The following is a 17,270-nucleotide window of genomic DNA, read 5'->3' on the forward strand; positions in this document are numbered from 1 at the left end:
TGGGTGAACCGTACCACCAGGCGAGCGCCCGCCAGGGAATTCGAGCATTCGGACCGGCATACCGCGCAATTCATTGGCTAACAATGCGGTCAGTCCCCCGTACCGGCGCGCCATTCCGAGCTCAGCTGCGGGTGGGCTTCCAAATGACTGAGTCCGTTCCAGCACAGATTCACCAGATGTGCCGCGACAACCTCTTTCGACGGTGTGCGCTCGTCCAGCCACCACGTGGCGGCGGTCGAGACCATGCCCACCAATGCCTGCGCGTACAAACCGGTCAGACTGGTATCGAAACCGCGACGCTCGAAATCGCCGCCGAGAATATGCGCGACCTGGTTGGTGGCCTCGTTCAGCAGGCTCGAGTAACGGCCCTCCGCGGTAGCTGCGGGCTGATCGCGCACCAGGATTCGGAATCCGTCGGTGCGTTCCTCGATATAGGTCAGCAGAGCGAGCGCGACCCGTTCGAGCCGGATCCTGGATCGGTTCTGCGTGAGCGAGGAGGTGATCATGTCCAGCAACATCGACATCTCGCGGTCCACGACAACGGCGTAGAGCCCCTCCTTGCCGCCGAAGTGTTCGTACACCACGGGTTTGGAGACCTGGGCCCGCTGTGCGATCTCCTCGATCGATGTCGCGTCGTAGCCGCGCTCGGCGAACAATGCGCGACCGATCTCGATCAACTGCTGCCGCCGCTGAGTTCCCGTCATCCGCGGCCGGGACACCTTGGGCGGCTCACTGGAAGACACCGTCCCGCCTCCTCGCGCATGCCAATAATCGTCGACACCAACTGTTCCAGACAGCTCTTGGTTCCCTGCCGTCACCCCCGGTCTCGCCAGCGCGACAACTGATCTCGCATGAACGTGGGTAACTCGTCGGATATGCCCAGAATCCGGCCCCTACCTGGCCGACGGCCCGCGACGAACTGGCGGAGCACCCAATGGCCGGTAAAAGTTCCGGGGAAGCGTTCGCCCAGATAACGCGACCGGTGTGAACAGGTTGCGGAGACGGGTATGCACTAATTCGGCGAAGCAGTTCGACTAACCGGAGGTCTTCATGCGAGGATTCATGCCGTGCCGCTGGCGCAGCGGCGGGTTTCGCAGATCCGCCGGTGTGACGATCCGCCGTAGTGTAATGGCAGCACCTCTGATTTTGGTTCAGATAGTTCAGGTTCGAGTCCTGGCGGCGGAGCACACCGGCACGATGGCTTATCGTTGGCCGCGCACATCGCTGACCAAGCACGACGACAGCGCTGACCAAGCACGACGACAGCCCCAAGCACGATGACAGGCAGCCGAGGGAGATCCATGCCACAGCAGACCGCCGTCGTCGTTCTCGCAGCCGGTGCCGGGACGCGAATGCGGTCGAAGACTCCTAAAGTGCTGCATTCGCTGGCCGGTCGAAGCATGCTCGCGCACGCGCTGCATGCGGCCAACGAGATCGACCCCGCGTTCCTCATCACCGTGGTAGGACACGATCGAGAACAAGTCGGCGCCGCGGTCGCCGCCGTCGCCGCCGACCTCGGCCGCGAGATCACCACCGCTATCCAGGAACAACAGCTCGGAACCGGCCATGCCGTGCAGTGCGCGCTCGCCGCTGTCCCCGAAGATTTCACCGGTGATCTGCTGGTCACCTCGGCCGATGTGCCGCTGCTGGACGGACACACCCTGTCCGCGCTGCTCGACGAACACCGCAGCTACACCGAACGTTCCGCGGTCACCGTGCTGACCTTCGAACCGGACGACCCCAACGGCTACGGCCGCATCGTCCGCAATGCCGACGGCCAGGTCACCGAAATCGTCGAACATACCGACGCCACTCCGGCGCAGTCGGCGATCACCGAGGTAAATTCGGGTGTCTACGCCTTCGACGCGACCGTGCTGCGCACCATGATCAGCCGCCTGTCCACCGCCAACGCCCAGCATGAGCTGTACCTGACCGATGTGCTGCGGCTGGCTCGCGAGGCCGGACATCCGGTGCATGGCGCCCGGTTGCTCGACGCGGCCAAGGTCACCGGCGTCAACGACCGGGTGCAGATGTCCGAGGCCGCGCGCACGCTCAACCGCTACATCCTCGAACGGCATATGCGCGCCGGGGTCACGATCATCGATCCCGCGACCACGTGGGTCGACGCGAGCGTGCGGATCGCCAGGGATGCCGAAATCCGGCCGGGCGTGCAGTTACTCGGTGGCACCGTCATCGGTGAGGACGCGGTGATCGGACCGGATTCCACACTCACCGATGTCATCGTCGGCAATGGCGCACACGTTGTTCGCACCCACGGTGATCAGGCCGTGATCGGCCCCGGTGCGAGTATCGGGCCGTTCAGCTATCTGCGTCCCGGCACCGTTGTCGGCGATTCCGGCAAGCTCGGCGCATTCGTCGAAACCAAGAACGCATCGATCGGCGCGCACTCCAAAGTGCCGCACCTCACTTATGTCGGCGATGCCACCATCGGTGAGCACAGCAACATCGGCGCCTCCAGCGTTTTCGTCAATTACGACGGTGTGAAAAAACATCACACCGTGGTCGGCTCGCATGTGCGGACCGGCAGCGACACCATGTTCGTCGCGCCGGTGACGGTGGGTGACGGCGCGTATACGGCGGCAGGTACTGTGCTGCGTAGAAGCGTTCCGCCGGGGGCACTCGCGGTTTCAGGCGGGCCGCAGAAAAACATTGAGGGCTGGGTGCAGCGCAACCGTCCGGAGACGGACGCGGCACGGGCGGCGGCGGAAGCCATCGCTGCCAAAGAGATGTCGGGTCAGGCAATCGAGCAAAAGGATGGCAAACAGCAGTGACCGCGTCATGGATCGACAACCAGAAGAACCTGATGCTCTTCTCGGGACGCGCCCATCCTGAGCTGGCCGAGCAGGTGGCCAAGGAACTCGACGTCCACGTCACACCGCAGACCGCGCGTGACTTCGCGAACGGCGAGATCTTCGTCCGGTTCGAGGAGTCCGTGCGCGGTTCGGATGCCTTTGTGTTGCAGAGCTTTCCGGCTCCGCTGAACCAGTGGCTGATGGAACAGCTGATCATGATCGACGCGCTCAAGCGCGGTTCGGCCAAGCGGATCACCGCGGTGCTGCCGTTCTACCCGTACGCCCGTCAGGACAAGAAGCACCGCGGCCGCGAGCCCATCTCCGCCCGTCTGGTCGCCGATCTGCTCAAGACCGCTGGCGCGGACCGCATCATCACCGTGGACCTGCACACCGATCAGATCCAGGGCTTCTTCGACGGCCCGGTCGATCACATGCACGCGCAGCTGCAGCTGGCCGAGTACGTGCGCAACAACTACAGCCTCGAGCACATCACCGTGGTGTCCCCCGATTCCGGTCGGGTGCGCGTCGCGGAGAAGTGGGCCGACTCACTGGGCGGCTCGCCGCTGGCGTTCATCCACAAGACCCGCGACCCGCTGGTGCCGAACCAGATCAAGGCCAACCGCGTGGTCGGTGAGGTCGAGGGCCGCACCTGCATCCTGATCGACGACATGATCGACACCGGTGGCACCATCGCCGGCGCTGTCAAGGTGCTCAAGGCGGCCGGCGCCGGTGATGTGGTCATCGCCGCGACGCACGGCGTGCTGAGCGATCCGGCCGCCGAGCGCCTGGCGAACTGCGGCGCCAAGGAGGTCGTAGTCACCAATACGCTGCCGATCAGCGAGGAGAAGAAGTTCCCGCAGCTGACCGTGCTGTCGATCGCGCCACTGCTGGCTCGCACGATTCGCGAGGTCTTCGAGAACGGTTCGGTCACCGGACTTTTCAACGGCAACGCCTAGATTGCTCGACCGCCTCCTCGGATACTCAGGCCATACCAGCTGCGTACAGCTCCTGCGCCGAGTGGGTGGCTTATTCTCGCGCTTGCCCGATGAGTTGCCCATGTGCTCGGGAAATCAGGCGTTACGTGGAAGTTTGTAAGAATGGCGGCTCGGACATGGTCCGAGCCGCCATTGCCTTACCGCTGCCGTTTGCCCGCGACGGCGAGGGGGATACTGGGGGTATGGACCGTGACCCGCTCGATATGGACATGGGGGACGACGACCAGGAAGACGAGATCCGCGCATACCGGCGCAATGTCGAGGATCCGCCCGATGACCTGCGCATTCGCTACCGCGAAAATGATGATGACGGTCGACTGGGCATCGGTGAAGAACTCGAACAGGAGTGGACCCCGCGTGGTCAGAAATCCGAACTCGCCGAGGAGGACGAGCGGCCGGCCGAGGTCGCCGCGATAGAGATCGTCGACGATTCGGACCTATAGCCCGCCGCCCCGCCGACCGGACGATATGAGGAGAGTTCGATGACCACTCCGCAGCATCCCGAGCGAGACGATGCTTCGCCCGAGAAACCGGCCGACAAAACGAACGAATCCGAGTCGCTCGACCCCTCGGGCACCGCTTGGGCCGCCCCGGCCGCCAGCGGACCGTGGGAGGCGCAACCCATCGAACCCGCCGAGCCGCTACCGGCCCAGCCCGCTGTTGGGGATTTTTCGGCGCGACCATGGAGTGCTGGGCCGGGCGCGCAACCACCGGCCCAGCGCGCGGCCGCCGAAACGGCCCCCGATCTCGTCGTACGACCGCAACCGTCGAACCCGGTGTCGGGTGACCCAGCGCCGGAGTGGGCGCAACCGGAGCCGTGGGATGACGCTAGCGCGGCACGTTACGACCAAGACCGGCCCGGCACCGTCTATCCGCCGATCAACGATTCCACCACGCCGACCACGCTCGGCGGCTACCCCCAAGACTCCTCACAGTCGTACACACCGGGACCGCGATCGGGTTCCCAGCCGCTGTCGATCATCGGCTTCGTCTGTGCGGGCATCTCATTGCTCTTCTGCCCCTACCTGTTCGGCCCGGTCGGCATCATTCTGGGGATCATCGGTCACAAAAAGGGCGAATCCCTCGGTAAATGGGCCGCCATCGCATCCGCCATCTCCCTGATCATCGGAATCATCCTCTTCTACGCGGTCTTCAGCGGGAGCATGATCCCGGACACCGAATGACCATGTTGGATAGCGTCCCAGCGAATGGCAGCCGGCGGGGTGGGCAAGGCTAGCGGGATGGCAGCAGTCGGCGAAGCCAACCGGGTGAGTACGGCTAGCGTGGTCAGCATGAGTCGATTCGGTGGGTTCCCACTCGCAGGGCTGGACTTTTACGAGGATCTGGAAGCCGATAACTCGAAAGCCTTCTGGACCGCCCACAAAGATGTCTATGAGGAGTCGGTCAAGGCGCCGATGGTCGCGCTGACCGCGGAGTTGGAGGCGGACTTCGGGACCGCCAAGATCTTCCGCCCGTACCGGGACGTGCGCTTTTCCAAGGACAAGGTGCCCTACAAGACGGCACAGGGCGCGGTGGTCAGCGTGGCACCGGGTACGGGCTGGTATGTGCAGATCAGCGCGGCCGGACTCTTCGTCGGCGGCGGATTCTATGCGGGATCGCCCGCCCAGATCGCCCAGTTGCGCGCCACGATCGATGACGAGGTCCGCGGGCCGGAACTCGAGGCGATTCTGGCCGAGCTCACCAAGGCCGGATTCACCATCGGCGGCGAGCAGCTGAAGACCAAGCCGAAGGGGTACGACGCCGACCATCCGCGCATCGATCTGCTGCGGCACAAATCGTTGACCTGCAGTAAGGAATACGGCGCACCGCCCTGGTTGGACAAACCCCGCGCCGCGAAGGAGGTCCGCACCGCCTGGGAGACGATGCGGCCCTTCATCGAATGGCTGGGCGCGGTGGTCAGTGGTGCGCCCGCCCGGACCTAGGGGATGGCAGGCGGTGGGGCGGGCAACCTCAGCCGCGGGCGGCTAGGACCAGGGCGAAGCGGTCCTCCGGATCGGTCCACACCTGTTCGGTCTCGAATCCCGCCGCCGCGAGTTCGGCGTCGAGTCCGTCGATGCGGAATTTGGCCGAAATTTCGGTGCGCAGCTGTTCGCCTCGCGCGAACTGGACGGTGAGGTCCAGCTCGTGGACCGTGACAGTCATATCTTCGGTGGCCTCCAGGCGCATCTCGATCCACTCGCGTTCGGCATCCCAGATCGCGATGTGCTCGAACTTGTCCGGCTCGAAATCGGCATCGAGGCGACCGTTCAAGACATGCAACACATTTCGGTTGAATTCGGCGGTGACACCAGCCGCGTCGGCATAGGCGGGGACCAGCACGGCCGGATCGATGACCAGGCCTGCGCCGAGCAGCAACTGCTCACCCGGCTCCAGCACCTCATAGATGCTGGACAGGAATTCGGCCCGCTCGGCGGGAACGAGATTGCCGATGGTGCCGCCGAGGAAGGCGATCATCCGGCGGCCGCCGCGCGGCAGATTGTGCAGGGTATCGGTGAAATCGCTGACCACGCCGTGCACCGCTAGGCCCGGAAATTCCGCCGCGATCTCCGCGGCGGCAGCCCGCAGCGCCGAGGCCGAGACGTCCTGCGGAACATAGGTTTTCAGCGGCCCCTCGGCGGCCAGTGCGGATAGCAGCAGCCGGGTCTTGGCGGCCGAGCCCGAGCCGAGTTCGACCAGGACCTCGGCCTGGGCGGTGCGGGCGATCTCGCCGACGACCCGCTCCAGCAGCGCGCGTTCGGTGCGAGTCGGGTAGTACTCGGGCAGTTCGGTGATCTGCTCGAACAGTTCACTGCCACGGGCGTCGTAGAACCACTTGGGCGGCAGCCACTTCGGGTCCGCGGTTAGGCCGAGCCCGGCATCCGTGCGCAACGCCGAGGTGAGGTCGTCGTCGGATAGATGGATCTCCAGCGTCGGTGCGGTCATAGGAGCGAGCCTTTCGTGCTTGGAACGTCGAGAAGCGGTGTGACGGACAGCGCGCCGGGACGGGCACTGACCAGCTGGCGATCCGGAATCGGCTGCCAGCGCGGGTCGTCGTCGAAGGGTTCCGAGGACAGGATGGCGAAATCATCAGTGACCAGGGCCGATAACGAGTGGTAGACGGTGGTCGCCCACAACTGCTTGCCATCACCGAGCAAGAAGTTCAGTCGGGCGCCTGGCGCTTGGGCCAGTACGGCCGCGACCAGCAGATTCAATGCCGCCGGTGCCGCCGCCCACGAACCATCGGGGGTATCGGTCGAGAGCAGACTGCGCAGCAGCACCCAGAGCGTGGCCGAATCGGTCGCGGATTCGGCCTCCAGCAATCGCACCGAGTCGAACAGCTGATCCGCGTCGAGTTCGGTTGCGGTGGAGGCGAACTCCTCGGCGACCGCACTGAGGGCGCGCCGCCAATCCGGCACCACGCCGTTGTGGCTGAATGCCCACCGACCGTGCGTGAACGGCGCACAGGCGTTCCGCTCGACCGGCATACCTATGGTCGCCGAGCGAACCGCCCCCAATACCGCCCACGACGACAGTTGCGGCAGGACCTCTTCCACTGCCGGATCGGTCCAGATGGGTGCGGAGTTGCGATACCGGCTGACGGACACCCCGTCCTCGTCACGCCACCACGCCACCCCGAACCCGTCCGCATTGATCGTCCCGCCCCCGCGCATATCCTTCGGCGCCCACGCCTGGGTTCGCAGGGAATGCGAACCGAGCGTCAACATGTCGCCCACGCGCACGGGAGGCCCGATATAACCGAGTTGACGACACATCAGTGCGCACCTCCCACCATCGCGCGTCGGGCGCGGGCCGGACCGCTAGTAGCCCGTTGTGACGACTCGGCCGAGTGCGCGCCAATCGAATTCGACTGTGCCTCAGCACTCGATACCCTCACTCGCCCTCGCCTTTTCGCAGGTCGCGGGCCAGACGGAAGCCGGAGAAGATCTGGCGGCGGATGGGGTGGTCCCAGTTGCGGAAGGTGCCGCGGCAGGCGACGGGGTCGGTGCCGAAGGAGCCGCCGCGCAGGACCCGGTAGTCGCCGCCGAAGAACACATCGGAGTATTCGGCATACGGGAAGGCGCGGAAGCCCGGATAAGCCTCGAAGCCCGATGCGGTCCACTCCCATACATCGCCGATGAGCTGGTGTACACCGGTCGGGGAGGCACCGGCCGGATACGCACCGACCTCGGCGGGTTCCAGGTGCCGCTGCCCGAGATTCGCCGTGGCGGAATCGGGTTCGGTATCGCCCCACGGGTAGCGCCGGGACGTGCCGGTCGCCGGGTCGAAGCGCGCCGCCTTCTCCCATTCGGCCTCGGTAGGCAGGCGCTTACCGGCCCAGTTCGCGTACGCCTCGGCCTCGAACCAGCAGACGTGCACCACCGGCTGCTGGAGACGCACCGATGTCATCACACCGAATACCCGACGCCACCAGTGTCCGGCCGGATCGCACTCCCAGAACTGCGGCGCCATCAGGCCCGCCTCCTGCCGGTGCGCCCAACCACGTTCGGACCACAGCTCGGGCCGCTGGTAACCGCCGTCGGCGATGAAAGCCTGGTACTGCGCGTTGGTGATCGGTGCGACATCGATGGCGAAGGCGGGCACGTGAACCGGATGCGCCGGGCGCTCATTGTCCAGTGCCCATGGGTCGGTCGAGGTACCCATGACGAATTCACCTGTGGGAATGACGACTTCGCCAGCGACCCGAGTCGCCGCCGAGGGCGCGTCCGGTGCGGAAAGCACCGCCGGGCCGGTGCGCAATTGATGGGTGGCGAGCATGGTTTCGTCGTGCTGCTGCTCGTGCTGGGCGATCATGCCGAAGGCGAAGCCGCCGTCGACCAGCGGATCGCCGCGTAGAGCGTTGGTTTCCAATACATCCCACACCTTGTCGCGCACCGTGCCGACATAGCCACGGGCCTGGGTGGGGTTGAGCAGCGGCAGTTCGGGGCGGTTGGCGCGCGCGTGTTTGAAGGCGTCGTACAGGTGGTCGATATCGGCGCGCACCGCTTCGCGGCGGCCGACATCGCGCACCAGCCAGAGCTCTTCCTGATTGCCGATATGGGCGAGATCCCAGACGAGCGGGCTCATCAGTCGCGAATGCTGGGCGACCAGCTCCGCTTCATCGAGGGTGGTGAGGCCGGTGGTGCGATCCCTTGCGCGGGTGAGCACTTCGGCGATCCGGTCACGCAATTGTTCGGTGCCGGAATTATCCGTTGCGGGGTACTGAATGGTCACGATGGGTATCTCCGGAACTCGTTCTGGTCGGCGACTCGATGCTGCGGTGCCGCGGTCACGGATGGTCCTCGGGCTGATCCGCACTGCGCGAAACGAGTTCATCGATCGGGGTGCGACCGCTGCGACATCGTTCGGCCGCGGATTCGATCTCGCGGGCCGCCACCGGAGTCACCGCATGTGCCGCGGCCAGGGTCAGCAACCCGACCGCGACGCCGCGGATCTCCGGATCGGCCAACCCGCGGCGCGCCGCATCGATCCAGCGACCCCCGAGTGGCGCGGCGAGCGCCGTCGCCTCGGCGACCACTGCCGGAGACGACAGCAAAGCGTCGAAGACATGGATCGGGACGGTCCAGTCGTTATCCGGCTGGGCGTCCAGATAACGGACCTCGAGGTGTCCGGAAGCTCGTACCGGCGGGAACAGCGTGGTCAGGTGATAGTCGAGATCGCCGACATCGGGACGCCGGCCGATCTCGTCGTCCAGCGCACCGGACAACCAATCCGCGAAGGACGCCTCCGGCGGCGCTGACCAGCCGATACCGCTGGCGTTGTCGGATACGCCATCGTGGCGACGAACGCACAGCAGCGGGACATCCAGGGCCCAGCGCGCATAGCCGCTGACCGGATCCGGCCAGGACTCCACTGCGGGACGAGTGCGGGCGTGGTCGAGACGCAACCAGGTCCGCATGCGTTGTGATGCCCACGCGCCCACTGGCGCACCGCGCAATTCGGGTGAGCAGGCGAAGGCGGCCAGTAGCGCGGGACCGACCGCGTACAGCGCGTTCCACCGGGCGGTCACCTCGGCACGGTCCGCACCGGCATCGACGCTGACCTGCGTCGCGGCGGTATTGCACATCATCAATTTGCCGAAGGGGCCGATACCCGCGAAGGACTCTTCCATGGCGTGGTAGCGCGGTAACCGCAGCACCCGTTTCGGGCGGCGGTCCGCATCGGCGGCGGCGGAGACGGTGCGGATGGATCGGGATTCGAGTAGATCCCGCAGCATCCGAGCATCGGCGTGCAAACCCTCGCACAACTGCGCGGCAGCGGCGAACGGGGCGCTGGAGAGTTCGATCTGACCGCCGGGTTCGATGGTGACCCGACTGCCCCCTGGCAGCGGAAGTGCCGGTGAATCGGGGGCTATGGACCTCGGTGCATAGGGTCCGAGCGCATCTGCGAATGCAGCCAGTTGCGGGCGGGGGGCGGCCAATCGGCCGGACGACGAACACTCACCCTGCACGGTGAGCCATTCCAGTTCGGCGCCGATGAGCGTTGGTGGGCCCAGTTTGAAACAGATTTTCTCGAGATAGGCCTCGGCCGCGGCCCGCGAGGAGAGCTCGCCATTTTCCAGCGCGATGACGCGCTTCGGATGCTCGAGCGTGACTGCCATACCAACCTCCACCATGTGAAACCAGGTAACCGTGGCTGTGCTGCGTGGCGCTGCCGGTCGTTGTCCAGGTAGTTCTGTATCGCCGTGCATGCCGGTCGTATTCCAGTGCACCGACCCGATCCAGCGTAGCGAGGGGCACCGACAAGAGATGTGACAAGAATCTGAATTCGTGGTCATGCACAGCGGGGACTCGCGCACCACGGCCCGGGACCTGCGTCGACTCGTGCGACGGCCCAATGCGGCGATTTCGGCGATACTGTCGAGGCCATGCTCGACGAGAATCGCGTACGTGCCGACATACCGGGCTACGGCACCGGATCCGATTTGGTCTTCCTCGACAGCGCGGGCTCCTCGTTACCACCCCGAGTCGTGGTCGATACCGTTGTGGCGCATCTACGACGCGAGGCCGATATCGGCGGCTACCGTGCGGCGAACGAGCGACTCGATGACCTCGCCGCGGTGAAAACCGATATCGGCCGGCTCATCAACGCCGATGCGGCCAGCATCGCGCTCAGCGATAGCGCGACCCGCGCCTGGGCCGACTTCTTCTATTCGGTGCCACTCGCACCCGGTGACCGCATTCTCATTTCCGGCGCCGACTATGCGAGCAATGCCATTGCGGCGCTACAGCGGGCCGAGGCGACCGGCGCGGTGGTCGAACAGATTCCCAGTGACGGCAGCGGCCAGCTCGACCTCGACGCGCTCGCCGATATGGTCGACGAACGGGTCAAGTTGGTGTCGGTGCTGCACGTCCCGACCAATAGCGGTCTGGTCAACCCGGCCGCCGACGCCACCCGGATCGCGCATTCGGTCGGCGCGCTGGTGCTGCTCGACGCCTGCCAGTCGGCCGGACAGCTGCCGATTGATGTGGCCGAACTCGATGTCGACGCGCTCTCGGTCACCGGTCGCAAATGGCTGCGCGGGCCGCGCGGCACCGGATTCCTGTATGTGCGACCGGAATTGGCCGCATCCATGCACCCGCAGCGGCTGGACCTGCACAGTGCGCAATGGACCGGCCCGCAGGAGTACGCGTTGGTCCCGGACGCGAGTCGCTTCGAATTCTGGGAATGCGATGTCGCGGCGCGACTCGGTCTCGGCGCGGCCGTGCGCTATCTGCTCGAACTCGGGCCCGAGGATGTCTACGAGGCGATCGCGGTCCGCGCGGAACATCTGCGCAAGTCACTGCCGGATATCGCTGGAGTGACCGTGCGCGATATCGGGATTCGGCACAGCGGCATCGTTTCCTTCACCGTCGACGGGAAATCCGCCGTCGAGGTGCGCGATCGTCTTGCGGCACGGAATATTACGGTGACGGCGAGCCATGCCAGCTCTACGCTGCTGGATATGACCGCCCGTGGCCTGGATTCGGTGGTGCGCGCCTCGCCGCACTGCTTTGTGAGTTTCGAGGAGTTGGACCGGTTCGTCGGCGCGGTCGCGGCGCTGTAGATGTCACCTCGCGAACTGGTCGTCCTCGGCACCGCGAGTCAGGTTCCGACCAAGCAGCGCAACCACAATGGATATCTGCTGCGCTGGGGCGAGGAGGGCATTCTCTTCGATCCGGGCGAGGGCACCCAACGACAGATGACCTACGCTGGCGTATCGGTCACCGATGTCACCCGGATCGCGGTGACGCATTTCCACGGCGACCACTGCCTCGGATTACCCGGCATCATCCAACGGATCAATCTGGATAAGGTCGCCCACCCGGTCGACGTGTACTACCCGGCCTCGGGTGAGGTGTTCTTCGATCGGCTGAGCAATGCCAGCTCGTTCTATCGCACTGTCGAGCTCCGGCCGCACCCGATCGCCGATCCCGGTGCGCTGGACGCGCCCGGTGCGCCGTTCGTCCTCGAGGCGGACACGCTATCGCACCCGATCGACACCTTCGGCTACCGGCTCACCGAACCGAGCGGTGTGCGCATCCTGCCGGAGCGGCTCGCCGCATTCGGCCTGCACGGTCCGGCGGTCGGACAACTGCAGCGCACGGGCAGTATCGAATACGCCGGGCGCACAATCACGCTGGCCGATGTCAGTGAGCCGAGGCCAGGTCAGAGCTTCGCATTCGTGATGGACACTCGCCTGTGTCCAGGCGTGCTGTCGCTCGCCTCGGGCGTGGACATGCTGGTGATCGAGGCGACCTTCCTGGACGCCGACGCCGCGCTCGCCGAGGAATACGGCCACCTGACCGTGGGCCAAGCCGCCCGAGTCGCCGCCGAAGCCGGTGTGCGCACCCTGGTCCTGACCCACTTCTCTCAGCGCTACCGCGACCTCGAGGCCCACCGCGCCGAGGCGGCCCTGCACTTCACCGGCGAGACCGTCGTCGCCACAGACTTGGCAAGAATCCCCCTACCGCCCCGCCCCTGAGGCTCTTGTCGCATAAGTAGTCGCACTGCCGAACCCCAACCAAGTGACGGACCTACGTCTGTCAGGCCAGGTGCAGTGCAAGAATTTGGGAGACGAGAGCGGGGGTGCTCGTCGCCGGGCCGACCAGGCGCAGACTGCGGTTGGCCTGGAGGGCGGCGATGCCATGCAAGTTGGTCCACAGCGCGATGGCGACGGCTCTCGGGTCGATGGCGGTCGGCGCGGCCGCGGCGACCAGCGTCGCGAAGCGCTCGAACAGCGGCAGGGTGATCCCGCGGAGATTCTCGCCGGAGCCCTCGAGTAGGTCGTGCCGGAACATGAGCGTGAACATTTCCGGGCGCTCGCCGGCGAATTCGACGTACTCGGCGGCCATCCGTTCCAGATGTTCCCTCGGCGTGCTGGCGCCCACCTCGACCTTCGCGAACCGCTCGATGAGATCGGCGAAACCGCGCGCGGCGATGGCGGCCAAGAGCGCACGGTGCGTCGGAAAGTGCCTGCGCGGCGCACCGTGGGAGACCCCGGCCGCGCGGGTGATCGCACGCAGCCCCAACTGGCCCGCGCCGACCTCTTCGAGCATGTCGACCCCGGCGCCGACCAATCGTTCCCGCAACGGCTCACTTCCGACCATGCAGACATTGTCTACGGTGCCCATCGAATCACTTCCTCCGACTACGTCACATAAGTGGAAATACCCTTCCGACAGCCGTAGACAATGTCTACGCTCTTTGGTAGACATTGTCTACGTCAAATTCTCGGGAGGCTCATGTGTGGTACCGGTTGTTCAAGTACGTTCTGCTCGGCCCACTGCTGCGGCTACTCGGCCGCCCCGAGGTAGAGGGACTGCGGCACGTACCCCGCACCGGACCGGTGATCATCGCGGCCAACCATGTGGCGATGCTCGACTCGATGTATCTCGCGCTTGCCTTGCCGCGCCGGGTCACCTTCCTGGCCAAGCAGGAGTACTTCACCGGGACCGGCTTCAAGGGCCGGTTCAAGCGCTGGTTCTTCACTGTCGCGGGTCAGGTCCCGGTGAACCGTACCGGCGGCACCGCCGCCGCGGACGCACTGGCCGCCGCCACGAGAATCCTGGAATCCGGTGACGTCTGGGCCATCCACCCAGAGGGCACCCGCTCCCCCGACGGGTGCATCTACCGCGGCCGCACCGGCGCACTGCGCGTGGCCATGGCCACCGGCGCACCGGTCATCCCGGCGGTGCTCTCCGGCACTGACAAGGTGAATCCGCGCGGCCGTCGCCTGCCGCGCTTCGGCAAGGTGCGCATCAGCTTCGGCACGCCGCGCTACTACCCCGAGCTCCCCCCGACCCACCCGGCACCGGACCCCTGCCACGTCCGCGCGGCGACCGACGAACTGATGCGGGAACTGGCCGCCCGATCCGGTCGGCACTACGTCGATCGCTACGCGGCCACCTTCTCGAATCGCCCATAACGCCCCCGCGACACGGACACGTCCTCGTAATGGTTAACGCGGGGACGAATTGGCGGGATAGTTGGGGAGCAGGCCGGTTCACCCATGTCCGGCCCACCGCATCGGGGTGACAAGGGAGTTGGATTTTGAGCAGGTTCACCGACGAGATGTACGCGACGGCACAAACCTCGGACCGCGGATTGGTCACCGGGGAGCCCAACGCGCCGTTTCGGCAGACCTGGGGTGAGATCCATCGCATCGCACGACGAATGGCGGGCGGACTCGCCGAGGCCGGCATCGGACACGGTGACGCCGTCGGTGTGCTGGCCGGGATGCCGGTCGATATCGCACCGGCCTGTCAGGCGATCTGGATGCGCGGCGCGTCGATCACCATGTTGCATCAGCCGACGCCGCGCACGGATCTGGTGGTGTGGGCGCGCGATACCGAGACCGTGCTGTCGATGATCGAGGCGCGCGCGGTGGTAGTCGGCGCGCCCTTCGAGGCCGCCGAACCACTGCTGCGCGAGCGCGGCATCACCGTGGTGCGCATCGATCAGTTGCGCGAGAGCCCCGAGACCGATCCGGTGCCGACCGTCGAATCCGATATCGCGCTGCAGCAGTTGACCTCCGGTTCGACCGGATCGCCGAAGGCGGTGCGGATCACCCACGGGAACTTCTACGTCAACGCCTACGCCATGTTCGATCGGGTGAAGTTCCAGCTCGACGAGGATGTAATGATCAGCTGGCTGCCGCTGTTCCACGATATGGGGATGGTCGGATTCCTCAGCGTCCCGATGCAATTCGGGGCCGAAGTGGTCTGCGTGACGCCGATCGACTTCCTGATGCGTCCACTGCTGTGGGCCGAGCTGATCGATAAGTACCGTGGCACCGTCACGGCGGCACCGAATTTCGCGTACTCACTGCTGGCCCGCCGACTCAGGCAGGCCGAGGACGGCGCCTTCGATCTCAGCAGCGTCCGCTACATGTGGAACGGCGCCGAACCCGTCGATCCGGACACCATGGAAGCCCTCGCCGTGGCGGGCGCACGCTTCCAACTCAATCCGATGGCCCTCACGCCGGTCTACGGCATGGCCGAAACCACACTGGCCGTATCGGTTCCGGATCCCGGACACGGTCAGGTACTCGATGTCATCGATGGCGATCTGTTGGAGGCGCTCGGCAAGGCCGTGCCCGCTCACGATCATCACGGCAATATCCGCCGTATGCCGACGCTCGGCTACCTGGTCGACAATTTGGAGGGCAGGGTCGTCGATGCCGAACGTCAGCCACTGCCGACCCGTTCCGTCGGCGTAATCGAACTGCGCGGTCCGGCAGTCACTTCCGGCTATGTCACGGTCAACGGGTTCCGTCCGGCGCAGGATGCCGACGGCTGGCTCGACACCGGCGATATCGGCTACTTCACCGAGGAGGGCCTGATCGTGGTGTGCGGGCGGCTCAAGGACGTCATCATCATGGGCGGTCGCAATATCTATCCGACCGATATCGAGCGCGCCGCCTTGCGCGTGCGGGGTGTACGTCCCGGCAATGCCGTCGCGGTTCGCTTGGACGCGGGTGAGAAACGCGAAAGCTTCGCCGTCGTGGTGGAAAGCAACGACCACCAGAATGCCGATGAGGTCAAGCGCATCGAACGCGAGATCGTGCACGCGGTGTTCTCCGAGGTCGGCGCCCGCCCTCGCACCGTCGCGGTCCTCGGCCCCGGCGCCCTGCCCAAAACCTCCTCGGGCAAGCTGCGCCGCGCCGCCACCGCGATCCATCTGCGGTGAACCCCGGTCGAATCAGTGCAATTGGTTCTGGGCCGGTTCGAGGCCAACGCGCAGTAGTAGTTCGACCGCATCCGCGGCCTGTTCGACGATCACCGGCACCTCCTTGCGCTCCACCGACGAAAACGGTTTGAGCACATAGTCCGCCGGGTCCTGGCGACCCGGCGGACGGCCGATGCCGATGCGAGTGCGCAGGTAGTCCTTGGTGGTGAGGGCACTGGAGACCGAACGCAATCCGTTGTGCCCGCCTTCACCGCCGCCGCGCTTGAGCCGGACCTGACCGAATGCCAGATCCAATTCGTCGTGCACGACGATCACCTCGGTCGGCGGCACCGAGAAGAATTTCGCCAGCAGCGCCACCGGACGCCCGGACAGATTCATGAACGAGCGCGGCTTGGCGATCAATACCTGACGCCCGTCCAGCCGCGCCTGCAACAGATCCGCACCGGACTTCTTGTGCACAGCAAAACGGCCGCCGACGCGCTGCGCGAGCACGTCGGCGACCAGAAAGCCGATATTGTGCCGGGTGCGCTCATACTCCAGACCTGGGTTGCCAAGTCCGACCACGAGCGCTGGCCCGGTCGAGGATTCGGTCATTCGGATAACCGAGCCGAGGAGTTCTTACTCAGCGCTCTCGGACTCCGCGGCGGCCGCCGCGGCAGCCTCTTCGGTCTCCTGCGCGGAAGCCGGGGCCGCAATGATGTTGACGATCAGGGCCTCCGGGTCACCGGCGAGGGTGACACCCTTCGGCAACGCGATCTCGCCCGCGGTGATCTGGGTGCCCGCTCCGACGCCCTCGATCGAGACCTCGATGGATTCCGGAATGTTCAGCGCGTCGGCCTCGATGGACAGCGTGGTGACGTCCTGGGTGACCAGGGTAGCCGGGCCGGCCTCGCCGATCAGCGCGATGTTCACATCGGCGGTGACCTTCTCGCCGCGCTTGACGATCAGCAGGTCGGCGTGCTCGATGTAACGGCGGATCGGATGCACCACAACGGATTTGGTCAGCGCGAGCTGCTTCTTGCCGTCGATGACGAGGTTGAGCACCGCATTGGTGCCGTGCTCGCGCAGGATGGCGGCGAAGGCCTGGGCGTTGAGCGAGAGGTGCTGCGGGTCGGCGGCGTGGCCGTACAGCACGGCGGGAACGTTGCCCGCGCGACGGGTGCGGCGGGCGGCGCCCTTGCCGAACTCCGTGCGGACGGCGGCTTCGAGAACGTTGGCGTCGGACATGACTGGATCTACTCCCTACGGCTCTTCCGGGCTGTCAACAGTGCGC

Annotated in this window: 17 protein-coding genes and 1 tRNA gene; 10 read left to right on the top strand and 8 right to left on the bottom strand. The window is 65.8% G+C overall.

Going from position 1 to position 17,270, the window contains the following annotated elements; genetic code table 11:
* Nucleotides 1-89 precede the first annotated feature (89 nt).
* Nucleotides 90-704, bottom strand: a complete 615-nt coding sequence (locus ACIBG0_RS30660; protein ID WP_397037258.1) for a TetR/AcrR family transcriptional regulator — start codon at nucleotides 702-704, stop codon at nucleotides 90-92.
* A gap of 410 nt (nucleotides 705-1,114) precedes the next feature.
* Here ACIBG0_RS30660 and ACIBG0_RS30665 point away from each other — a divergent pair.
* From ACIBG0_RS30665 to ACIBG0_RS30690, 6 genes are all read left to right on the top strand, one after another.
* Nucleotides 1,115-1,185 (top strand) — tRNA-Gln (locus tag ACIBG0_RS30665).
* A 116-nt stretch (nucleotides 1,186-1,301) separates the two neighbouring features.
* The gene (gene glmU, locus ACIBG0_RS30670; RefSeq protein ID WP_397037151.1) at nucleotides 1,302-2,792 is read left to right on the top strand and encodes a bifunctional UDP-N-acetylglucosamine diphosphorylase/glucosamine-1-phosphate N-acetyltransferase GlmU; all 1,491 of its coding nucleotides are present in this window, start codon (nucleotides 1,302-1,304) and stop codon (nucleotides 2,790-2,792) included.
* Nucleotides 2,789-3,769: a ribose-phosphate diphosphokinase gene (locus ACIBG0_RS30675; RefSeq protein ID WP_397037153.1), complete on the top strand. Its 981-nt coding sequence runs from the start codon at nucleotides 2,789-2,791 to the stop codon at nucleotides 3,767-3,769. Before glmU ends, ACIBG0_RS30675 begins: the two co-directional genes overlap by 4 nt.
* 221 nt (nucleotides 3,770-3,990) lie before the next feature.
* Nucleotides 3,991-4,251 carry a hypothetical protein gene (locus tag ACIBG0_RS30680; RefSeq protein WP_397037154.1) on the top strand — a complete coding sequence of 87 codons (261 nt, stop codon included), beginning with the start codon at nucleotides 3,991-3,993 and terminating at the stop codon, nucleotides 4,249-4,251.
* Between the two features lie 39 nt (nucleotides 4,252-4,290).
* Complete coding sequence (locus tag ACIBG0_RS30685; protein WP_397037156.1) at nucleotides 4,291-4,992, top strand: hypothetical protein; 702 nt, start codon at nucleotides 4,291-4,293, stop codon at nucleotides 4,990-4,992.
* A 108-nt stretch (nucleotides 4,993-5,100) separates the two neighbouring features.
* The gene (locus tag ACIBG0_RS30690; protein WP_397037157.1) at nucleotides 5,101-5,751 is read left to right on the top strand and encodes a DUF2461 domain-containing protein; all 651 of its coding nucleotides are present in this window, start codon (nucleotides 5,101-5,103) and stop codon (nucleotides 5,749-5,751) included.
* Nucleotides 5,752-5,779: 28 nt separating this feature from the next.
* Here ACIBG0_RS30690 and egtD read toward each other — a convergent pair whose 3' ends face one another.
* The 4 genes from egtD to egtA form a co-directional block, all read right to left on the bottom strand.
* The gene (gene egtD / locus ACIBG0_RS30695) at nucleotides 5,780-6,751 is read right to left on the bottom strand and encodes an L-histidine N(alpha)-methyltransferase (RefSeq protein WP_397037159.1); all 972 of its coding nucleotides are present in this window, start codon (nucleotides 6,749-6,751) and stop codon (nucleotides 5,780-5,782) included.
* Nucleotides 6,748-7,581, bottom strand: a complete 834-nt coding sequence (gene egtC / locus ACIBG0_RS30700) for an ergothioneine biosynthesis protein EgtC (RefSeq protein WP_397037161.1) — start codon at nucleotides 7,579-7,581, stop codon at nucleotides 6,748-6,750. The genes egtD and egtC overlap by 4 nt, the downstream gene beginning before the upstream one ends.
* 118 nt (nucleotides 7,582-7,699) lie before the next feature.
* Nucleotides 7,700-9,040 (bottom strand): ergothioneine biosynthesis protein EgtB, encoded by a 1,341-nt coding sequence (egtB, locus tag ACIBG0_RS30705; protein WP_397037163.1) that lies wholly within the window; start codon nucleotides 9,038-9,040, stop codon nucleotides 7,700-7,702.
* 55 nt (nucleotides 9,041-9,095) lie between these two features.
* Nucleotides 9,096-10,427, bottom strand: a complete 1,332-nt coding sequence (gene egtA / locus ACIBG0_RS30710; RefSeq protein WP_397037165.1) for an ergothioneine biosynthesis glutamate--cysteine ligase EgtA — start codon at nucleotides 10,425-10,427, stop codon at nucleotides 9,096-9,098.
* A gap of 267 nt (nucleotides 10,428-10,694) precedes the next feature.
* On the opposite strand from egtA, the gene ACIBG0_RS30715 reads away from it, so the two are divergent.
* On the top strand, nucleotides 10,695-11,873 hold the full coding sequence (locus tag ACIBG0_RS30715; RefSeq protein WP_397037167.1) for an aminotransferase class V-fold PLP-dependent enzyme: 1,179 nt from the start codon (nucleotides 10,695-10,697) through the stop codon (nucleotides 11,871-11,873).
* Nucleotides 11,874-12,791 (top strand): ribonuclease Z, encoded by a 918-nt coding sequence (locus ACIBG0_RS30720; RefSeq protein WP_397037168.1) that lies wholly within the window; start codon nucleotides 11,874-11,876, stop codon nucleotides 12,789-12,791.
* Nucleotides 12,792-12,852: 61 nt separating this feature from the next.
* On the opposite strand, the gene ACIBG0_RS30725 is transcribed toward ACIBG0_RS30720, so the two are convergent.
* Nucleotides 12,853-13,440 (bottom strand): TetR/AcrR family transcriptional regulator, encoded by a 588-nt coding sequence (locus tag ACIBG0_RS30725; RefSeq protein WP_397037170.1) that lies wholly within the window; start codon nucleotides 13,438-13,440, stop codon nucleotides 12,853-12,855.
* 113 nt (nucleotides 13,441-13,553) lie between these two features.
* Here ACIBG0_RS30725 and ACIBG0_RS30730 point away from each other — a divergent pair, with 113 nt between their 5' ends.
* The gene (locus tag ACIBG0_RS30730) at nucleotides 13,554-14,234 is read left to right on the top strand and encodes a lysophospholipid acyltransferase family protein (RefSeq protein ID WP_397037172.1); all 681 of its coding nucleotides are present in this window, start codon (nucleotides 13,554-13,556) and stop codon (nucleotides 14,232-14,234) included.
* A gap of 125 nt (nucleotides 14,235-14,359) precedes the next feature.
* Nucleotides 14,360-15,997: a fatty acyl-AMP ligase gene (locus ACIBG0_RS30735; protein WP_397037174.1), complete on the top strand. Its 1,638-nt coding sequence runs from the start codon at nucleotides 14,360-14,362 to the stop codon at nucleotides 15,995-15,997.
* Between the two features lie 12 nt (nucleotides 15,998-16,009).
* Here ACIBG0_RS30735 and pth read toward each other — a convergent pair whose 3' ends face one another.
* A complete protein-coding gene (pth, locus tag ACIBG0_RS30740; protein ID WP_397037176.1) occupies nucleotides 16,010-16,591 on the bottom strand; it encodes an aminoacyl-tRNA hydrolase in 582 nt (193 codons plus the stop codon).
* Nucleotides 16,592-16,615: 24 nt separating this feature from the next.
* Complete coding sequence (locus ACIBG0_RS30745; RefSeq protein WP_397037178.1) at nucleotides 16,616-17,224, bottom strand: 50S ribosomal protein L25/general stress protein Ctc; 609 nt, start codon at nucleotides 17,222-17,224, stop codon at nucleotides 16,616-16,618.
* Nucleotides 17,225-17,270 lie beyond the last annotated feature (46 nt).

Source organism: Nocardia sp. NPDC050630 (assembly GCF_044457245.1).
In the GTDB taxonomy this organism is placed as follows: domain Bacteria; phylum Actinomycetota; class Actinomycetes; order Mycobacteriales; family Mycobacteriaceae; genus Nocardia.